16 protein-coding genes are annotated in these 17,010 nt (G+C 67.7%); 11 read left to right on the forward strand and 5 right to left on the reverse strand.

The window, feature by feature from the left end:
• Positions 1 to 3: 3 nt before the first annotated feature.
• The 3 genes from IE069_RS10385 to IE069_RS10395 form a co-directional block, all read right to left on the reverse strand.
• Complete coding sequence (locus IE069_RS10385) at positions 4 to 1,023, reverse strand: metal ABC transporter solute-binding protein, Zn/Mn family (RefSeq protein WP_189350226.1); 1,020 nt, start codon at positions 1,021 to 1,023, stop codon at positions 4 to 6.
• A 115-nt stretch (positions 1,024 to 1,138) separates the two neighbouring features.
• Positions 1,139 to 2,230, reverse strand: a complete 1,092-nt coding sequence (locus tag IE069_RS10390) for a hemolysin family protein (RefSeq protein ID WP_189350228.1) — start codon at positions 2,228 to 2,230, stop codon at positions 1,139 to 1,141.
• Positions 2,227 to 3,546 carry a hemolysin family protein gene (locus IE069_RS10395; protein ID WP_189350230.1) on the reverse strand — a complete coding sequence of 440 codons (1,320 nt, stop codon included), beginning with the start codon at positions 3,544 to 3,546 and terminating at the stop codon, positions 2,227 to 2,229. The genes IE069_RS10390 and IE069_RS10395 overlap by 4 nt, the downstream gene beginning before the upstream one ends.
• A 408-nt stretch (positions 3,547 to 3,954) precedes the next feature.
• On the opposite strand from IE069_RS10395, the gene IE069_RS10400 reads away from it, so the two are divergent.
• The 3 genes from IE069_RS10400 to IE069_RS15790 all read left to right on the forward strand — a co-directional run bounded on the left by IE069_RS10400 (position 3,955) and on the right by IE069_RS15790 (position 8,618).
• Complete coding sequence (locus IE069_RS10400; RefSeq protein ID WP_189350232.1) at positions 3,955 to 7,755, forward strand: multifunctional oxoglutarate decarboxylase/oxoglutarate dehydrogenase thiamine pyrophosphate-binding subunit/dihydrolipoyllysine-residue succinyltransferase subunit; 3,801 nt, start codon at positions 3,955 to 3,957, stop codon at positions 7,753 to 7,755.
• A gap of 97 nt (positions 7,756 to 7,852) precedes the next feature.
• On the forward strand, positions 7,853 to 8,458 hold the full coding sequence (locus IE069_RS10405) for a GDSL-type esterase/lipase family protein (RefSeq protein WP_189350233.1): 606 nt from the start codon (positions 7,853 to 7,855) through the stop codon (positions 8,456 to 8,458).
• An 82-nt stretch (positions 8,459 to 8,540) separates the two neighbouring features.
• Complete coding sequence (locus tag IE069_RS15790; RefSeq protein ID WP_373278143.1) at positions 8,541 to 8,618, forward strand: 50S ribosomal protein bL37; 78 nt, start codon at positions 8,541 to 8,543, stop codon at positions 8,616 to 8,618.
• Between the two features lie 78 nt (positions 8,619 to 8,696).
• Here IE069_RS15790 and rsrA read toward each other — a convergent pair whose 3' ends face one another.
• Together rsrA and IE069_RS10415 are read right to left on the reverse strand one after the other, a co-directional pair.
• On the reverse strand, positions 8,697 to 8,963 hold the full coding sequence (rsrA, locus tag IE069_RS10410) for a mycothiol system anti-sigma-R factor (protein ID WP_189350235.1): 267 nt from the start codon (positions 8,961 to 8,963) through the stop codon (positions 8,697 to 8,699).
• Complete coding sequence (locus IE069_RS10415) at positions 8,963 to 9,616, reverse strand: sigma-70 family RNA polymerase sigma factor (protein ID WP_189350237.1); 654 nt, start codon at positions 9,614 to 9,616, stop codon at positions 8,963 to 8,965. Before IE069_RS10415 ends, rsrA begins: the two co-directional genes overlap by 1 nt.
• Positions 9,617 to 9,836: 220 nt before the next feature.
• Between IE069_RS10415 and IE069_RS10420 the strand changes: the two genes are divergently transcribed.
• The 8 genes from IE069_RS10420 to IE069_RS10455 all read left to right on the forward strand — a co-directional run bounded on the left by IE069_RS10420 (position 9,837) and on the right by IE069_RS10455 (position 17,009).
• Complete coding sequence (locus IE069_RS10420) at positions 9,837 to 10,355, forward strand: DoxX family protein (RefSeq protein ID WP_189350239.1); 519 nt, start codon at positions 9,837 to 9,839, stop codon at positions 10,353 to 10,355.
• A gap of 4 nt (positions 10,356 to 10,359) precedes the next feature.
• Positions 10,360 to 11,706 carry a 3-phosphoshikimate 1-carboxyvinyltransferase gene (gene aroA / locus IE069_RS10425; RefSeq protein ID WP_189350241.1) on the forward strand — a complete coding sequence of 449 codons (1,347 nt, stop codon included), beginning with the start codon at positions 10,360 to 10,362 and terminating at the stop codon, positions 11,704 to 11,706.
• On the forward strand, positions 11,706 to 12,809 hold the full coding sequence (rsgA, locus tag IE069_RS10430) for a ribosome small subunit-dependent GTPase A (RefSeq protein ID WP_189350243.1): 1,104 nt from the start codon (positions 11,706 to 11,708) through the stop codon (positions 12,807 to 12,809). Before aroA ends, rsgA begins: the two co-directional genes overlap by 1 nt.
• Before the next feature lie 21 nt (positions 12,810 to 12,830).
• On the forward strand, positions 12,831 to 13,628 hold the full coding sequence (gene hisN, locus IE069_RS10435; RefSeq protein ID WP_189350245.1) for a histidinol-phosphatase: 798 nt from the start codon (positions 12,831 to 12,833) through the stop codon (positions 13,626 to 13,628).
• 114 nt (positions 13,629 to 13,742) lie between these two features.
• Positions 13,743 to 14,783, forward strand: coding sequence for a metal ABC transporter substrate-binding protein (locus IE069_RS10440; RefSeq protein WP_189350247.1), 1,041 nt, complete (start codon positions 13,743 to 13,745; stop codon positions 14,781 to 14,783).
• Positions 14,780 to 15,508: a metal ABC transporter ATP-binding protein gene (locus IE069_RS10445; RefSeq protein ID WP_189350249.1), complete on the forward strand. Its 729-nt coding sequence runs from the start codon at positions 14,780 to 14,782 to the stop codon at positions 15,506 to 15,508. The genes IE069_RS10440 and IE069_RS10445 overlap by 4 nt, the downstream gene beginning before the upstream one ends.
• Positions 15,505 to 16,356, forward strand: a complete 852-nt coding sequence (locus IE069_RS10450) for a metal ABC transporter permease (protein WP_189350251.1) — start codon at positions 15,505 to 15,507, stop codon at positions 16,354 to 16,356. Before IE069_RS10445 ends, IE069_RS10450 begins: the two co-directional genes overlap by 4 nt.
• Positions 16,356 to 17,009, forward strand: coding sequence for a metal-dependent transcriptional regulator (locus IE069_RS10455; RefSeq protein WP_189350253.1), 654 nt, complete (start codon positions 16,356 to 16,358; stop codon positions 17,007 to 17,009). The genes IE069_RS10450 and IE069_RS10455 overlap by 1 nt, the downstream gene beginning before the upstream one ends.
• Position 17,010 lies beyond the last annotated feature (1 nt).

The raw sequence follows: 17,010 nt of genomic DNA on the forward strand, positions 1-17,010 counted from the left end.
GAGCTAGCGGTCAAGTGCTTCCTCCAGGGCAGAGATGTTGGCGGACATCCAACCAGCATAGTCCTCCCCCTCGGGGAGGGTCTCGGTGAACTCCACGACGGCGACGCCGGCGTCCTCGGCTGCCGTGCGGGCCGCCTCGGTCTGCGGGCTCTCGGTCTGCGGGTTGTAGGCGAGCACGACGGCGTCGCCCCCGTCCAGCACGTCCACCAGTTCCTTCTGGATCAGCGGTGCCACGTCCTCGCCGTGTTCGATGGCCTCGCTGTACCCGGTCGGAGTGACGTTCTCCAGGCCGGCCTCCTCCAGGAGGTAGTACGGGACCGGCTCGGTCATGGCGTAGGACTCCCCGCCGCCGGCCAGCGCCTGCTGGCGCTCGGACAGCTCGTCGAGGTCCGCGGCGAGTGCCTCGTAGCGCTCGTGGAAGAGGCCGCTGTTCTCCGGGTCGAGCTCGCCCAGACTCTCGGCGATCTCGTGTGCGAGCTCGCTCACGGTGTGCAGGTCGTACCAGACGTGCTCGTTGACGTCGCCGTGGCCGTGGCCGGCGTGCTCGTCGGCAGTTTCGTCTCCGTGATCGGCGTGCTCCTCAGCGGTCTCGTCTCCGTGCCCGGCGTGTTCCTCGGCGGTCTCGTCCTCGTGCGACTCCTCGAAGTAGTCGACGGCGTAGAGGATCGAATCGTCGTCCAGCTCGAGGTCGCCGACGAGCTGCTCCAGGAAGAAGTCGTATCCCCCGCCGTTGCCGACCACCAGATCGGCCTTGGTGACGGCGAGCTTGTCCTGCGCGGTGGCCTCGTAGGAGTGCGGGTCCTGCGCCGTGGTCGAGACGATCGAGCTGACCTCGACCTCGTCGCCGCCGATCGTCTCGGCCAAGTCGCCGTAGACACTGGTCGAGGCGACCACCGTCGTGACGCCGTCGTTCGCCGCCTGTTCCGAGGCGGCCGTCGAGGCCGCACCGCCGCAGCTGGTGAGCACCAGCGCGCCGACGACGACAGCGGGTGCCAGAGCAAGGCGGGTGAGATGACGAGCCACAGGAGGCCAACCTTTCGGGGAGGGCTACGACCCGGCACCGGCCGGGGACATGAATTAGGAGGTGGGGGCGCGACGTTGCGCACCCCCACCCTACCCTAAATGCGAATCGTTAGCATTATGAAGGGGTGATCGCCGAGGCGGCGTTCCCGGCCCCGTTCCGGCGGCGCACCCCCTGCTGCTGCGTCGCGTCCCTGATCTCGCCGACGAGGACCTCGATCACATCCTCGAGGAAGAGGATGCCACGGGTCATTCCGTCCGCATCGATCACGCGGGCCAGGTGCGACCCCGTGCGCTGCATGACCGACAGCGCGTCCTCGACCTCGGTGTGCGCTGCCAGGTTCGCCAGCGTCCTCAACCGCGTCACCGGAATCGGCTCGTCGGACCGGTGCGGCGGGATGCTCATGACGTCCTTCAGGTGCAGGTAGCCGGCCAGGGCCTGGTCGTCGTCCTGCATGACGAATCGGGAGAACCCGGTCCGGCCGACGGCACGCTCGAATTCGCTCGGGGTCGTGGTCGGAGGAAGGCTGACCAGTTCGCCCAATGGCACCATCAGCGTGCCCGCCGTGTACTCCGAGAACTCGAGGGCACCCGAGATGACGCCCGACTCGTCGTCGACCAGCCCCTCCCTCCGGGACTCCTCGACGATGTTCTGGACCTCCTCCAGTGTGAAACTCGAGGTGACCTCGTCCTTTGGTTCGACGCGCATCGCCCGCAGGACGTGGTTCGCCACCCAGTTGAGACTGACCACGACCGGGTAGATCAACTTCGACAGCGCCACCAGAGGCGGCGCGAGCACCAGAACCGAGCGGTCGGCCACCGAGACGGAGATGTTCTTCGGCACCATCTCGCCGAACGTCACATGCAGGAAGGTGACCAGCAGCAACGCGAAGACGAACGACGCCGGACCCGCGATGCCGTCCGGGACGCCCAGCGCGTGCAGCGGCTCCGCCACCAGGTGGTGGATCGCGGGCTCTGCGATGTTCAGGATCAGCAGCGAGCAGACCGTGATGCCCAGCTGCGCGACCGCCAGCATGAGCGAGACGTGCTCCATCGCGTACAGCGCCGTGCGTGCCGGAGCACTTCCTTCCCTCGCTCTCGGCTCGATCTGGCTACGCCGCGCCGTCATGACGGCGAACTCGGCGCCGACGAAGAACGCGTTGCCGATCAAGAGGACGACCAGCCAGACGATTCCCATCCAGTCGCTCATTCCCTGCCTCCGTTGTCGTTCGCTGCCGGCGACGGGACGTACCGCAGCCGTTCGACGCGACGCCCCTCCATGCTCACGACGATCAACTCGCCGTGTTCTGTCAGGACCGTGTCGCCCGGGGCCGGGATCCGGCCGAGTTCACTCATGATGAAACCGCCGACCGTCTCGTAGGCGGCGTCGTCCGGGACGGAGAGCCCCGCGATGAGATCGCCGACCTCGTCGGGCCTCAGGAGCGCCGGGAAGTACCAGTCGCCGCTGGCCGCCTGCAGGACGCCCGGCATGGTGCGGTCGTGCTCGTCGGCTACCTCACCGACGATCTCCTCGACGAGGTCCTCCAGTGTGACCATGCCGGCGGTGCCGCCGTACTCGTCGAGCACCATCGCCACCTGGAGGTTCGCCTCGCGGAGATCGGAGAGCAGCGAATCGAGATGCACGGTCTCCGGGACCGAGATGATGTCGGACATGATGTTCGCCGCGACCAGGCCCTCGCGCTTCTCGCGCGGGACGGCCACGGCCTTCTTCACGTGGCAGACCCCGAGGACGTCGTCCGGGGACTCTCCGATGACGGGAAACCGCGAGTAGCCGGTTCGCCGCGCCGCCGTGATGATCGACGTGAGCGGGTCCTCGTCGCGCACCGATTCCATGCGGATACGGGGCGTCATGACGTCCGCCGCCGAACGCTCGGAGAAGCGCAGCGACCGCGAGAGGAAGTTGGCGGTTTCCCTGTCGAGGGTGCCCAAGTCGGCGGACCGGCGCACGAGGGAGGCCAGCTCTTCCGGATTCCGCGCACTGGAGAGCTCCTCCTTCGCCTCGAGCCCGACGAGGTGCAGGACGCGGTTGGAGAAGCCGTTCAGGACCACGATCGCCGGCTTGAACACGGCCGTGAAGACGAGTTGCGGTCGCGCGAGGGCACGCCCGACGGCGAAGGCCTTGGCGATGGCGAGGTTCTTCGGTACCAACTCGCCGATCAGCATCGAGAGCAGAGTCGCCAGCACCATCGCCACCACGAGGGAGACGGGCGCCGCCGCCGTACCGAGCCCCCAGCCCTCCAAGACGGGCGTCAGGAGACGGCCTACCGAGGGTTCCATGACGTACCCGGTCAGCAGGGTCGTGAGGGTGATTCCCAACTGGCACGACGACAATTGCGTCGACAGGGACCTGAGGCACCGCAAAAGCGGACGGGCACCCTTGTCACCGGCGTTGATTGCCGCGCGGACAGTCGTCTGGTCGAGGGCCACCAGCGAGAACTCGACGGCGACGAAGAAACCGGTACCGAAAATGAGCAGCAAGCCGAGAGCCAGGAAGAGCCACTCCATTCAGCAGCTCGATCCGGACGTCGGCACCGGGCGTATCGACACGGCCGGTCTAGAAGGCTCCGCACTGGCCGGATCCGCGCAGGCGGATGGCGAGGACGGGGGGTTGTCGGACGGAGAGACCAGAGATTTGCCGGCACCAGATGCCGCGCTGCGAATGCGCACGGCAGGCCGGCTCAGAGAGTGACTGTCCATAAGAATCCCCAGTCTACGCAACCCGCGACGAGATCGGAACGCGGGCTGTGCCGACCGCTTGCCGCAGACGGACGCACGCTGGCGACATGCATCCCGATTGATTCGCAACGCACCGCGAAAAGTCACTAGACTGGCCCGAGGTCTATGACTGACCGCGCGGTTCTGCCGCGGGGTTCAACGCGGCGAGGCAATTCAAGGAAGAAGAGGCGTATAAACGTGCCAGATCAACCGCATCACCGGCTGACAGAAGAATTCGGCGGTAATGAGTGGCTCGTCGACGAGCTGTACCAGCAGTACCGCCAGGACAAGAACTCCGTTGACAAGAAGTGGTGGGACATCTTCGAGTCCTTCGAGGACGACGGCAGCGCTGCCGAGGCCCCGTCGGCGAAGTCGCCGGACGCCGAGTCCGACAACGGCACCGAGCCCACCACCAAGGCCGCACCGCGCCCAGCCACGCACGCCCGGGTGGTCGACACGACCGGGACCACCGCCGGCTCCTCGAGCGAGTCCTCGACCGGATCCAGCCAGGAACGCATCCCCGCCGACCCCGCACCCGACAAGACGAAGCAGAAGCCCGCCCCGAAGTCTGCGCCGATCCCGGCCGAGCTCCCGAAGTCCCAGAACGGCGAGGCACCCACCGAGGAAGACGTGGTCAAGCCCCTGCGCGGCCCGTCGAAGGCCATCGCCACCAACATGGAGACGTCGCTCACCGTCCCGACGGCGACGACCGTTCGCGCCGTCGCGGCCAAGGCTCTCATCGACAACCGCGTCGTCATCAACAACCACCTGGCCCGCGCCCGCGGCGGCAAGGTCTCGTTCACGCACCTCATCGGCTACGCGGTGGTCCGCGCGCTCAAGCTCTTCCCCTCGCAGAACGTGACCTACGACGTGGTCGACGGCAAGCCGGCGGCGGTACAGCCGGCACACGTGAACTTCGGCATCGCCATCGATCTGCCGAAGCCGGACGGCTCCCGCATGCTGGCCGTCCCGAACATCAAGAAGGCCGAGACGCTGAACTTCTCGGACTACTGGAACGCCTACGAAGACCTGATCCGCCGCGCACGCAACAACAAGCTGACCGCCGACGACTACGCCAAGACCACGGTGTCGCTGACCAACCCGGGCGGCATCGGCACGGTCCACTCCGTTCCGCGCCTGTCCAAGGGGCAGGCCACCATCGTCGGCGTCGGCGCCCTCGAGTACCCGGCCGAATACCGCGGTGCCAGCGACAAGACCATCGCCCGTGCCGGCGTGGGCAAGATCATCACCCTGACCTCGACGTACGACCACCGTGTCATCCAGGGCGCGGGCTCGGGCGAGTTCCTGCGCATCGTCGAGCAGCTCCTCCTCGGCGAGCAGGGCTTCTACGATGAGATCTTCGAAGCACTGCGCATCCCCTACGAGCCGGTCCGCTGGGTCAAGGACAACCAGGTCGACGTCGACCTCGAGGTCAACAAGATCGCCCGCATCCAGCAGCTGATCCATGCCTACCGTGTGCGCGGACACCTGATGGCGGACACGAACCCTCTCGAGTACGTCCAGCGCCGGCACCCGGACCTGGACATCCAGACCTACGGTTTGACGCTGTGGGACCTGGACCGGGAGTGGGTCACCGGCGGATTCGGCGGCAAGCAGCGACTTCCCCTGCGCAAGATCCTGGGCGTCCTGCGCGACACCTACTGCCGCACCACCGGCATCGAGTACATGCACATCCAGGACCCGGAGGAGCGCGAGTGGTTCCAGTCCGAACTGGAGCACGAGTACTCGAAGCCGACCCGGGAGGAGCAGCTCCGCGTCCTCGGACGGCTGAACGCCGCCGAGGCCTTCGAGACGTTCCTGCAGACCAAGTTCGTCGGTCAGAAGCGTTTCTCGCTCGAGGGCGGCGAATCGCTGATCCCCCTGCTCGACGCCATCATCTCCGACGCGGCCGACCAGCGCATGGACGAAGTCACGATCGGCATGGCCCACCGCGGCCGGCTGAATGTGCTGACCAACATCGCCGGCAAGACCTACGCACAGGTGTTCCGCGAGTTCGAGGGGACGCAGGACCCGCGCTCGGTGCAGGGTTCCGGCGACGTCAAGTACCACCTCGGTACAGAGGGCAAGTACGTCTCCGACCACGGCAACGAGACCAAGGTGTACCTGGCGGCCAACCCGTCGCACCTGGAAGCCGTGGATCCCGTGCTCGAGGGCATCGCCCGCGCCAAGCAGGACCGCCTCGACCGCGGGACGGATGGCTTCTCCGTCCTGCCGATCCTCGTCCACGGCGACGCGGCCTTCGCCGGCCAGGGCGTGGTGGCCGAGACGCTCAACCTGTCCCAGCTGCGCGGGTACCGCACCGGCGGCACCGTCCACGTGGTCGTCAACAACCAGGTCGGGTTCACGACGGCGCCGACGGCGTCGCGCTCGTCGGTGTACTCCACCGACGTGGCGAAGATGATCCAGGCGCCGGTGTTCCACGTCAACGGCGACGATCCAGAGGCCGTGGTCCGCGTGGCCCAGTTCGCCTTCAAGTACCGCCAGAAGTTCAACAAGGACGTCGTCATCGACATGGTGTGCTACCGCCGCCGTGGCCACAACGAAGGCGACGATCCGTCGATGACGCAGCCGATGATGTACAACCTCATCGAGGCCAAGCGCTCCACCCGCAAGCTCTACACCGAGGCCCTCGTCGGCCGTGGTGATATCACGCAGGAGGAAGCAGACCAGGCGCTGCGCGACTACCAGGACCGCCTCGAGCGGGTCTTCGCCGAGACACACGCGGCCCAGACCTCGCCGATCCCGGTGGTCAGCTCCGACGGCGCGGTCAACGACCTGGAGCTCCCCACGGCCCAGGTCAGCGACGACGTCAATGCGCCGACGACGACGGCGATCTCCGCCGAGACCCTGGCACACATCGGCCGGGCCCACACGGAGATCCCGGAGAACTTCACGGTGCACCCGAAGCTCAAGGCGCTGCTCGACCGCCGCGCCAAGATGTCCACCGAGGGCGGCATCGACTGGGGCTTCGCGGAGATCGCGGCTTTCGGTTCGCTCTCCATGGAGGGCGTCCCGGTCCGCCTCGCCGGCCAGGACTCGCGCCGTGGCACGTTCGTGCAGCGCCACGCGGTCTTCCACGACCGCAGCAACGGCGACGAGTGGATGCCGCTGCAGCACCTGTCCGACGACCAGTCGAAGATCTGGATCTACGATTCGCTGCTGAGCGAATACGCGGCGATGGGCTTCGAGTACGGCTACTCCGTCGAGCGCCCGGACGCCCTGGTGCTCTGGGAGGCGCAGTTCGGCGATTTCGTCAACGGCGCCCAGACCGTCATCGATGAATTCATCTCCTCCGCCGAGCAGAAGTGGGGCCAGCGCTCCTCCGTCGTCCTGATGCTGCCGCACGGGTACGAGGGCCAGGGACCGGACCACTCCTCAGCACGCATCGAGCGGTTCCTGCAGATGTGCGCGGAGAACAACATCGTCGTCGCGAACCCGTCCTCGGGTGCCAACCACTTCCACCTGCTCCGGCGCCAGGCGTACAGCCGTCCGCGCAAGCCGCTGGTCATCTTCACGCCGAAGCAGCTCTTGCGACTGAAGGCCGCAGCCTCCCCCGTCGAGGACTTCATCCAGGGCTCGTTCCAGACGGTCATCGGCGACAGCGCCTCGCTGACCGCGTCAGAGGTCGACCGCGTCGTTCTCGTCTCCGGTCGCCTCTACTACGATCTGGTGGCAGCTCGGAAGAAGGCCGATGACTCCAAGACGGCGATCGTCCGGGTCGAGCAGCTCTACCCGCTGCCGGTCGAGGAGATCCGCGCCGAGCTGGAAAAGTACCCGAATGCCGACGTCGTCTGGGCGCAGGACGAACCGGCCAACCAGGGACCGTGGCCGTTCATCGGGCTGAACCTTCCGCCCGAGCTCGACCGTCCGGTCCGCCTGGCCGCGCGGGCCGCCTCGGCGGCGACCGCCACCGGTTCGCACAAGCGCCACGACGGCGAGCAGGCGGCTCTGCTGCAGCAGGTGTTCAACCGCGATTAATCGCACAAGACGACGGGGGCGGACACCAACGTGTCCGCCCCCGTTCTTTAAGCCGACCCTTGCTAGGGTGGTATCACTGCCCGCAGAAAGGACCTTCGTGCAACAACGCATCATTCGCTTGGTGGCCGTCGGCGACGAACTCTTGGCTGGTCACGGAGATCCACGTGCCCTGGGCTGGTACGGACGAGTCCTCGCCCGCACGCAGAGCCCGGAGGTGTCGCTCCAGAGCTTCCAGTTGGCCGCCCCGCGGGAGGGAACCGAATCCCTCGCGCAACGCTGGTTCGGCGAGGCCTCGCCGCGCTTCTCCGAGACGGCGGAGAACCGTGTCGTCATCTCGCTCTCGGACGCCGACCTCGATGAGGACCTGTCGACGGCGCGCAGCCGATTGAACCTGGCGAACATCCTCGACGCGGCCTCCCAGTCGAGCATCAAGGCACTCGTCGTAGGGCCGCCACCGGGTCTCGACACCCAACGCAACGCCCGCTTGGCAGAACTGTCGAATGCCTTCGCAGACGTCACCAGCCGCCGGCACCACGCCTTCGTCGACACGTTTGCTCCGCTGCAGCACCACGAGCAGTGGCGCAGCGATCTCGCGGCCAACGACGGCGCGCCGGGACAGGCGGGCCACGGGCTCATCGCCTGGCTCGTCCTCCACCGGGGCTGGTACCAGTGGTTGAATATGCCGGAGCCCACCGCCGGTTAGGACGGGGGCCCCTGATGTGGGACACTGGTACGCAGTCCTTTTGGGATGATTCATCCTTTGACGAACAAAAGAAGGAGTCACCATGAGCAGCAAGCGTGCACGCAAGCGTAAAGACCGCAAGCGCGGCGGCGCCAACCACGGCAAGCGCCCCAACAGCTAGGTAGCGTGCTCTTCACAGAGCGAAGGAGGCCGGCACCCATGCGGGTGCCGGCCTCCGGCGTTTAACTCCACGGCGGTACTATCCGTGTCCGATCTCCACGCGGATCTCGCTGATCCGCGTCATGATCCGCGACTTGAGCGCATCGGGAGCCTGCTCGCTGCACGAGCGCTTCACGACCGAACGGATGATGCATTCGAGGTCGTACTCCTGAGCACACTCGTTGCAGTGCTCCAAGTGCTTCTTGACGTCGTTCAGGTCGTCCACCGACAGCGCCCCGTCGAGGTATTCGTAGAGCCGGGCGATCCGCGAGTCTTCGCAGTCGCCCAGCGATTGGCAGTCGCCCATTACTTCTTCTCCTGCTTCTTCGCCGCTGATGTGCGATCAGCGCCCTTTTTTCCGATACCGCGGTCGGCTGCGTAGTCGGCGAGCAACTCACGAAGCTGCTTGCGTCCGCGATGCAACCGGGACATCACCGTTCCCATGGGGATGCTGAGGATCTCGGCGACCTCCTTGTAGGAGTAGCCCTCGACGTCCGCGAAGTAGACGGCGAGCCGGAACTCCTCCGGAATCGACGCGAGTGCCGTCTTCACATCCGAGTCGGGCAGGTGGTCCAGCGCCTCGGCCTCCGCGGACCGCAGGCCCGACGAGGTGTGTTCCGCGGCCTCCGCCATCTGCCAATCTTCCACGGTCTCGGTGCTGGACCGTTGCGGCTCGCGCTGCCTCTTGCGGTACAGGTTGATGTAGGTGTTCGTCAGGATCCGGTAGAGCCAGGCCTTGAGGTTCGTCCCCGGCTTGTACTGGTGGAACGCAGAGTAGGCCTTGGCGTAGGCCTCCTGCACCAGATCCTCGGCGTCGCTGGGATTGCGCGCCATGCGCAGCGCAGCCGAGTACAGCTGGTCGACGTACTGGAGCGCGTCGCGCTCGAATCGCGCGCGACGCTGCTCAGTCGTCTCGGCCTCTGCCTCAACGGTTTCCGTGCGGTTGTTTGAATCGGTCATCACCGCCCAGTCTACGCACGCCGGCCGTTCCATGACGGCGCCTTCGGTACCACCCACGGCCCACCTCCATCTCCTGCTGCTTGTCACTTAGGTTCAACGGGACCCCCGGGCCGCGTATTCCCCCGCGCCCCGAAGTCCGCGAAGGCGGGGCGTTCCCCGCGCGCGCGACAAAAAATGCAAGACTAGAGACTGACAAGTCGGCTTGACCGTTGGAGGAAGAATGTCCGCAGTCCGTTTGCTCGCCCGTCCACTGCTCGCGTCCAGTTACATCTGGACAGGCGTCGAACGGTTGTCCAAGCCGCAGCAGACCGCGGCCCGGCTGCGCCGCGTCCTGGACAAGGTCGCCGACAAGTGCCCGCAGGCCGCCGTCGTCGCCGACCGTCCGGAACTGCTCGCCCGCGCGATCGGCGGCACCCAGATCGTCGCCGGTCTCCTCTTCGCCGCGGGCAAGGCACCGCGGTTCTCCGCGGCAACGCTGGTCCTGTCGTCGCTCGTCGCAGCCGCGGACGACTACGCCGATTCCTCGCTCGGCGACAAGCTCAAGTCGGCCTCCCTGGCCGGCGGCGTCCTCCTGGCCAGCGTCGACACGGCGGGGCAGCCGTCGTTGGCCTGGCGCGCCCAGCACCTGAGCAAGGAGGCCCGCAAGCAGCTCACCCGGGCCAACAAGGACGTCACCCGCGCCGTGAAGCGGAAAGCGGAAGATGCTGCGAAGTCCGCCGAGGACGTTCTCGGCCGCTGATCAGATGAACCCCGCAGATCCTGTCGCCGCCCCGACCTGGCCGGCCCCCTTCGCCTCCTCCCCCATCGACGCGACTGTCCGCGTCCCGGGATCGAAATCACTGACCAACCGGTATCTGGTCCTCGCCGCCATCGCCGACGGCCCGTCGGTCCTGCGCCATCCCCTGCACTCGCGGGATTCCGCACTGATGATCGCCGCGCTCGAGGCCCTCGGCGCACGGATCGAACGGGTCGAGGGGACGGGAGTCTACGGTCCCGACCTGCGCGTGACGCCACTGGCTCCCGCGGGCCCCGACGCGGCTGACGCACCGCTGGTCGACATCGATTGCGGCCTGGCCGGCACGGTCATGCGGTTCGTGCCGCCGATCGCGGCTCTCGCGGGGCGCCCAGCGCGATTCGACGGCGATCCGCATGCGCGCACGCGCCCGATGGACACCGTCATCGACGCTCTGCGCCAGCTCGGCTTCGCCGTGCACGACGACGGCCTGGCCGCCCTCCCGTTCACCGTCACTTCGGGCCCCGCGGCTCCCCGGTCCGAGAGCCCGGCGCACGTCCGCATCGACGCGGGCATGTCCTCGCAGTTCGTCTCGGCACTGCTCCTCGTGGGTTGCCGGGTCCCGGGCGGCCTCGTCGTCGAACACGTCGGTCAGACGATCCCCAGCCTGGACCACATCAACATGACGATCGATGTCCTCCGCGACGTCGGCGTCGACGTGCTCACGACCAGCAAGACCTCGTGGAAGGTTGACGAAGGGACGGTCCGGGCGTTCGACACCCTGATCGAGCAGGACCTCTCCAATGCCGGCCCGTTCCTGGCGGCCGCCATGGTGACCGGAGGGACGGTGCGCATCCCGGACTGGCCGACGCCGACCACGCAGGTCGGCGACTTGTGGCGGGAGATCCTCCCCCGGATGGGCGGCCGAGTCCAGTTGACCGAGGGCACGCTCACCGTTTCGGGACCGGACCAGATCCGGGGGATCGACCTCGCCGATGCCTCGGAACTCGCCCCGACGGTGGCCGCACTCTGCGCGGTCGCCGCGGACGAATCCCGACTGACGGGCATCGCCCACCTCCGCGGCCACGAGACGAACCGTCTGGCGGCCCTCGTCACGGAGATCACGCGGCTCGGCGGCGACGCCGAGGAGATCGACGACGGGATCGTCGTCCGCCCGCGGCCGCTGCACGCCGGGGTCGTCGACAGCTACGCCGATCACCGGATGGCCACCTTCGGGGCCGTACTGGGCCTCGCGGTCGACGGCGTCCGGGTCGAGGACATCGGCACGACCGACAAGACCATGCCCGAATTCCCCGCGCTCTGGGAGCGGATGGTGGACTCCGCCGGGGGCTCCTGATGGCCGGGAACCGATACGACTGGGACGAGTCCGACGTCCGCGTCCGCCCCAACAAACGCGGCACACGCCCCCGGACGAAGGAGCGGCCGAAACACGCCGACGCCGTCAAGGGGCGCATCATCACCGTCGACCGGGGACGCTACACCGCGATCGTCGACGAGGGAACACCTGAGGAACGCCTCGTCATCGCCGCCCGTGCGCGGGAACTCAACCGCAAGCCGGTCGTCCCCGGCGATTTCGTCGGCCTCGTCGGCGACTCCTCCGGCAAGCCCGATACGCTCGCTCGACTCGTACGCATCGAGGACCGGCACACGCTGCTGCGCCGCAGCGCCGACGACACGGATCCGGTGGAGCGGGTCGTCGTCGCCAACGCGGACCAGCTCGTCATCGTCGTCGCTGCCGCCAATCCCGAGCCGCGCACCGGATTCATCGACCGGGCACTCGTCGCCGCGTACGACGCCGGCATCCACCCCATCCTCTGCGTCACGAAGGCGGACGTGAAGGAGCCGACGGGTCTGCTGGCCAACTACTCCCACGTCGACCTCGACGTCGTCATCAGCCGCAGCACAGGCGACGCCGCCAGCGGTACCGACGCGCGCTCCGCCGACGGCGAGTCGGCCCGGCTTGATTCGGCGGCCCTGACGCGCCTGCACGAGCTGCTCGACGGCAAGGTGAGTGTCGTCCTCGGCCACTCCGGCGTGGGCAAATCCACGCTCGTCAACGCCCTGGCCGGATCCCAGCGCGCGACCGGCGGCGTCAACGCCGTCACCGGTCGCGGCCGCCACACCTCTTCGTCCGCCCTGGCGCTGCGCATCGCGGATGCCGAACCCGGCACCTGGATTATCGACACGCCCGGCATCCGCTCCTTCGGGCTGGCACTCGTCGAACCGGACAACATCCTCGGCGCATTCCCGGACATCGCCCCCGGCGCGCAGGACTGCTCCCGCGGCTGCACGCACCACTCCGGGGAACCCGGCTGCGGACTCGACGCCTGGGTCCGATCCGGGCGGGCCGGCGACTCCGGCCCGGGCCGGCTCTCATCGTTCCGCCGGCTGCTCGGCGCGGAGGACGAGGTGGAGGCCAAAGAACTCGGTTCGTACTAGCGCTGAGGTAGGTTGGAAAGTATGACCACCGACGTGATGACCTACAACGACGATCTCCGCTTGGCCCATGTCATGGCGGATTCCGTCGACTCGCTGACCATGGGACGCTTCAAGGCGCTCGACCTGGCCATCGACACCAAGCCCGACCTCACGCCGGTCACCGACGCGGACCGCTCCGCCGAGGAGGCCATCCGCGGCCAGTTGCGCCGTTCGCGTCCGCGCGATGCCATCCTCGGCGAGGAATTCGGCAGCACGGGCCACGGCCCCCGGCGCTGGATCATCGACCCGATCGACGGCACCAAGAACTTCGTCCGCGGCGTGCCCGTGTGGGCCACGCTCATCGCCCTCGTCGACGAAGGCCGCCCGGTCGTCGGCCTCGTCTCGGCACCGGCTCTGGGCCGCCGCTGGTGGGCCGCTGAGGCCATGGGCGCCTACGCCGGCAAATCCCTCTCGCGTGCCACGACGCTCAGCGTCTCACGGGTCAACAAGCTCGCCGACGCCTCCCTGTCCTACTCCAGCCTCACTGGCTGGAAGGAGCGCGGCCAGCTCGACGGCATGCTCGCGCTCCACGACGAGGTCTGGCGCACCCGCGCCTACGGCGACTTCTGGTCCTACTGCCTTCTGGCGGAGGGTTCCGTGGACATCGCGACCGAGCCCGAGCTCGGCCTGCACGACATGGCCGCTCTCGTCCCCATCGTTCAGGAAGCGGGCGGACGCTTCACCTCGCTCGACGGAGAAGACGGCTGCTTCGGGGGCAACTCGCTCGCCACCAACGGGCTCCTTCACGACGAGGCGCTCCGAGTGCTCAGCAGGACCTGAGCCGGCCACCAGCCCGCCAGGGCGGCCCGTCATGATGTCGCCATCATGACGGGCCGCCCTTAATTCTGTCTGGCCTGAATTGTGTCCCAGGCTTCGAAGAGGCAAGATTTAGGCATGGCTAAAAAAACTGATCCGGTGCAGGCCCGAGGACGCGCCCGCACAGCAGTCGGCTCGCAGTCACCCGGGGCACGGAGAGACGCGCATCGTCGACTCCGCACCCCGCGCGCGGCCGCGACCGCTGCCACCCTCGCCATCGGCCTCGCCCTGACGGGTTGCGGCGCACCCGCAAGCGCGCCCGCCACCACCGGTGAACCCGCGGCGACGGACGGACCGATAGTACTGACGACCTTCAGCGTCATCGCCGATCTCGTCCGCCAGGTCGCCGGCGATCGTGCGGAGGTCCTGTCGCTGACCAAACCGGGTGTGGAGATCCACGGCTACGAGCCGACCCCCTCGGATCTGGTGCGGGTTCACGAGGCCGACCTCGTGATGGACAACGGGCTCGGACTCGAACGGTGGTTCAAACGCTTCGTCGCGGACGTCGATGTCCCCCACGTCGTCCTCTCCGAAGGCATCGAACCGATCGACATCGTCTCCGGCGAATACTCGGGCCGCCCCAACCCGCACGCGTGGATGTCGCCCACGGCCGCCAAGGTCTACGTCGACAACGCGGTCGCCGCCCTCTCGGATCTGAGCCCCGAGGACGCCGAGTACTTCGCCGCCAACGGGCAGGCCTTCAAGGCGGAGCTGGACGAGTTGGCCGAGCGGACGGCCGCCGAGCTGCCCGACGACGGTGCCGCCCTGGTGACCTGCGAGGGCGCGTTCTCCTACCTGGCCCGGGACCTCGGGCTGCAGGAGCACTCGCTGTGGCCGGTGAACTCGGACGTCGAGGGAACCCCGCAGCAGATCCGCTCCCAGATCGAATTCGTCAAGGACAACGATGTCCCCGCAGTCTTCTGCGAATCGACCGTGAACGACGGCGCACAGCAGCAGGTCGCCGCCGCCACGGGCGCCGAACTGCTCGGTCCCCTCTACGTGGACTCCCTGTCCGAGCAGGACGGCCCGGTCCCGGATTTCCTCTCCCTGATCAGCCACGACCTCGACGTGATCTCGGCGGGGCTCGGCGATGGCCCGGATCCCGGGGATGCCGAATGAGCGTCATCCAAGTCCAGGACCTGACGGTCTCCTATGGGGCGCTCAAGGCACTGGACGGCGTGGATTTCTCGGTCGACGCCGGCGAACTGTGTGGGCTGGTGGGCGTGAACGGCAGCGGCAAGTCGACGCTGTTCAAATCCCTGATGGGCCTCGTCAGCCCGAAGCGGGGTTCTGTCCGCCTGTTCGGCCACGACCAGCTGCGGGCACGGAAGCAGGGTCTGATCACCTACGTTCCCCAGGCCGAGGACGTCGACTGGACATTCCCGGTGAGCGTCCGGGACGTCGTCATGATGGGACGCTACGGCCACATGGGCCGTTCCCGGCGCCCCGCCGCCGCCGACCGAGCCGCCGTCGACGACGCACTCGAGCGCGTCGCCCTCACCGATCTGGCGCATCGGCAGATCGGCCAGTTGTCGGGCGGCCAGAAGAAGCGGACGTTCGTCGCCCGCGGCATTGCCCAGGAAGCGGAGCTGATGCTGCTCGACGAGCCGTTCGCCGGTGTCGACGTGACCTCGGAGAAGCTGATCATGAATCTGCTGACGACGCTCACCACCGAAGGCCGGACGATCCTGATGTCAACGCACGACCTCGCCGGCGTCCCCACGTTCTGCACGCAGGCCATCCTGTTGCACCACAGCGTCCTCGCCTCGGGGGCTCCCGCCGCCGTCCTGACGGAGTCCAATCTCGCGCAGGCCTTCGGCGGCCCACGGCAGGAGGAGAAATGAACATCCTGACCTGGCTCACGGAGCCGTTCGCCTACGGTTTCATGAGCAATGCCCTGACGGTGGCGCTCGCCGCCGCACTCGTCTGCTCTGTGCTTTCCTGCTGGTTGGTCCTCATGGGATGGGCGCTCATGGGCGACGCCATCTCGCACGCAGTGCTTCCGGGCGTCGCGATCTCCTATCTGGTGGGAGTCCCCTTCGCCGTGGGCGCCCTCGCCTTCGGCCTCGGCGCGGTGTTCCTCATCGGCGCACTCAGGAGTACGACGTCGTTGAAGTCCGACACCGCGATCGGCGTGGTCTTCACAGCCCTCTTCGCCCTCGGCCTCGCGATCGTCTCGAAGACACCGAGCGAAGTGGACCTGGGCCACATCCTCTTCGGCAACGTCCTCGGCGTCACCATGCCGGACCTCGTCCAGGTGTGCGTCCTCGCCGTCCTGACGCTGAGCGTCCTCCTCTACCTGCGCAAGGACCTCATGCTGCTGGCCTTCGACAAGGTCCACGCCCACGCACTCGGAATCAACACCCGTGCCCTCAACTTCCTGCTCCTCGGCCTTCTGGCTCTGACGGTCGTCACCAGCCTGCAGGCCATGGGCATCATCCTGGTCGTCGCCATGTTGATCATTCCCGGCGCGACCGCGTTCCTCTGGACCCGCAGCTTCGGGCGCATGCTGATGCTGGCGGCGGGCCTCGGCGTCGCCTCCGCAGTGTGCGGCCTGTACGTCAGCTACTATCTGGATGTGTCCGCCAGTGCCGCCATCGTCCTCGCCCAGGCCTCCTTCTTCGCGGTGACATACCTCGCCGCCCCGGAGCAGGGCATGATCGCCCGCGCGCGACTCCGTGGAGCCGCCTGATGTCGCCCGGGACGCACGCCCCCGATGCCGAGTTCAGCCCGAGTGAGGAGAACTACCTCAAGGTCGTCTACGGCCTCCGCGAGTGGGATCCGCAGAAGGTGACGACCGGCCGGCTCGCCGCCAAGCTCGCTGTCTCCCCCGCCTCCGCGTCGGCCATGGTCGCAAAGCTCGTCTCGCGCGGCTTCATGGTGCACCCTCCCTACGGTTCGGTCGGACTCACGGAATCAGGCCGGTCCGCGGCGCTCAAGGTCATCCGCCGCCACCGCCTCATCGAGACCTTCCTCGTCGACCAGCTGGACTACACCTGGGACGAGGTGCACGACGAGGCCGAGATCCTCGAGCACACCGTGTCGGAGCGGTTCATCGACCGCATCGACGCTCTTCTGGGCCACCCGGAGGGCGACCCCCACGGAGACCCGATCCCGACCGCAGACGGCGACTCCCGCCTGCCGAACGCGACGAGGCTCGACCACGCCCCGGCGGAGACCGCCGTCGTCGTCCGCATCAGCGACGCCGATCCCGACGTCTTGCGGACCTGCGCCGCCAAGGGCATCGTGCCGGGGGCAGCGCTGCACACCCGCGGTCACGGGCTGACGGACGATGACGCGGCGGCCGTGTGGGTCCGGCCCACCACCCTCCTGGACGAGGGGTGAC

The organism is Zhihengliuella salsuginis (assembly GCF_014651715.1).
Lineage (GTDB): Bacteria > Actinomycetota > Actinomycetes > Actinomycetales > Micrococcaceae > Zhihengliuella > Zhihengliuella salsuginis.

Bases quoted from the DNA above. Each gene is read 5' to 3' on its own strand.
- IE069_RS10450 (WP_189350251.1), top strand. From the start codon at position 15,505: ATGAACATCCTGACCTGGCTCACGGAGCCGTTCGCCTACGGTTTCATG.
- IE069_RS10420 (WP_189350239.1), top strand. From the start codon at position 9,837: ATGTCCGCAGTCCGTTTGCTCGCCCGTCCACTGCTCGCGTCCAGTTAC.
- IE069_RS10455 (WP_189350253.1), top strand. From the start codon at position 16,356: ATGTCGCCCGGGACGCACGCCCCCGATGCCGAGTTCAGCCCGAGTGAG.
- aroA (WP_189350241.1), top strand. From the start codon at position 10,360: ATGAACCCCGCAGATCCTGTCGCCGCCCCGACCTGGCCGGCCCCCTTC.
- IE069_RS15790 (WP_373278143.1), top strand. From the start codon at position 8,541: ATGAGCAGCAAGCGTGCACGCAAGCGTAAAGACCGCAAGCGCGGCGGC.
- IE069_RS10415 (WP_189350237.1), bottom strand. From the start codon at position 9,616: ATGACCGATTCAAACAACCGCACGGAAACCGTTGAGGCAGAGGCCGAG.
- IE069_RS10390 (WP_189350228.1), bottom strand. From the start codon at position 2,230: ATGAGCGACTGGATGGGAATCGTCTGGCTGGTCGTCCTCTTGATCGGC.
- rsgA (WP_189350243.1), top strand. From the start codon at position 11,706: ATGGCCGGGAACCGATACGACTGGGACGAGTCCGACGTCCGCGTCCGC.
- rsrA (WP_189350235.1), bottom strand. From the start codon at position 8,963: ATGGGCGACTGCCAATCGCTGGGCGACTGCGAAGACTCGCGGATCGCC.
- IE069_RS10440 (WP_189350247.1), top strand. From the start codon at position 13,743: ATGGCTAAAAAAACTGATCCGGTGCAGGCCCGAGGACGCGCCCGCACA.
- IE069_RS10445 (WP_189350249.1), top strand. From the start codon at position 14,780: ATGAGCGTCATCCAAGTCCAGGACCTGACGGTCTCCTATGGGGCGCTC.
- IE069_RS10395 (WP_189350230.1), bottom strand. From the start codon at position 3,546: ATGGAGTGGCTCTTCCTGGCTCTCGGCTTGCTGCTCATTTTCGGTACC.
- hisN (WP_189350245.1), top strand. From the start codon at position 12,831: ATGACCACCGACGTGATGACCTACAACGACGATCTCCGCTTGGCCCAT.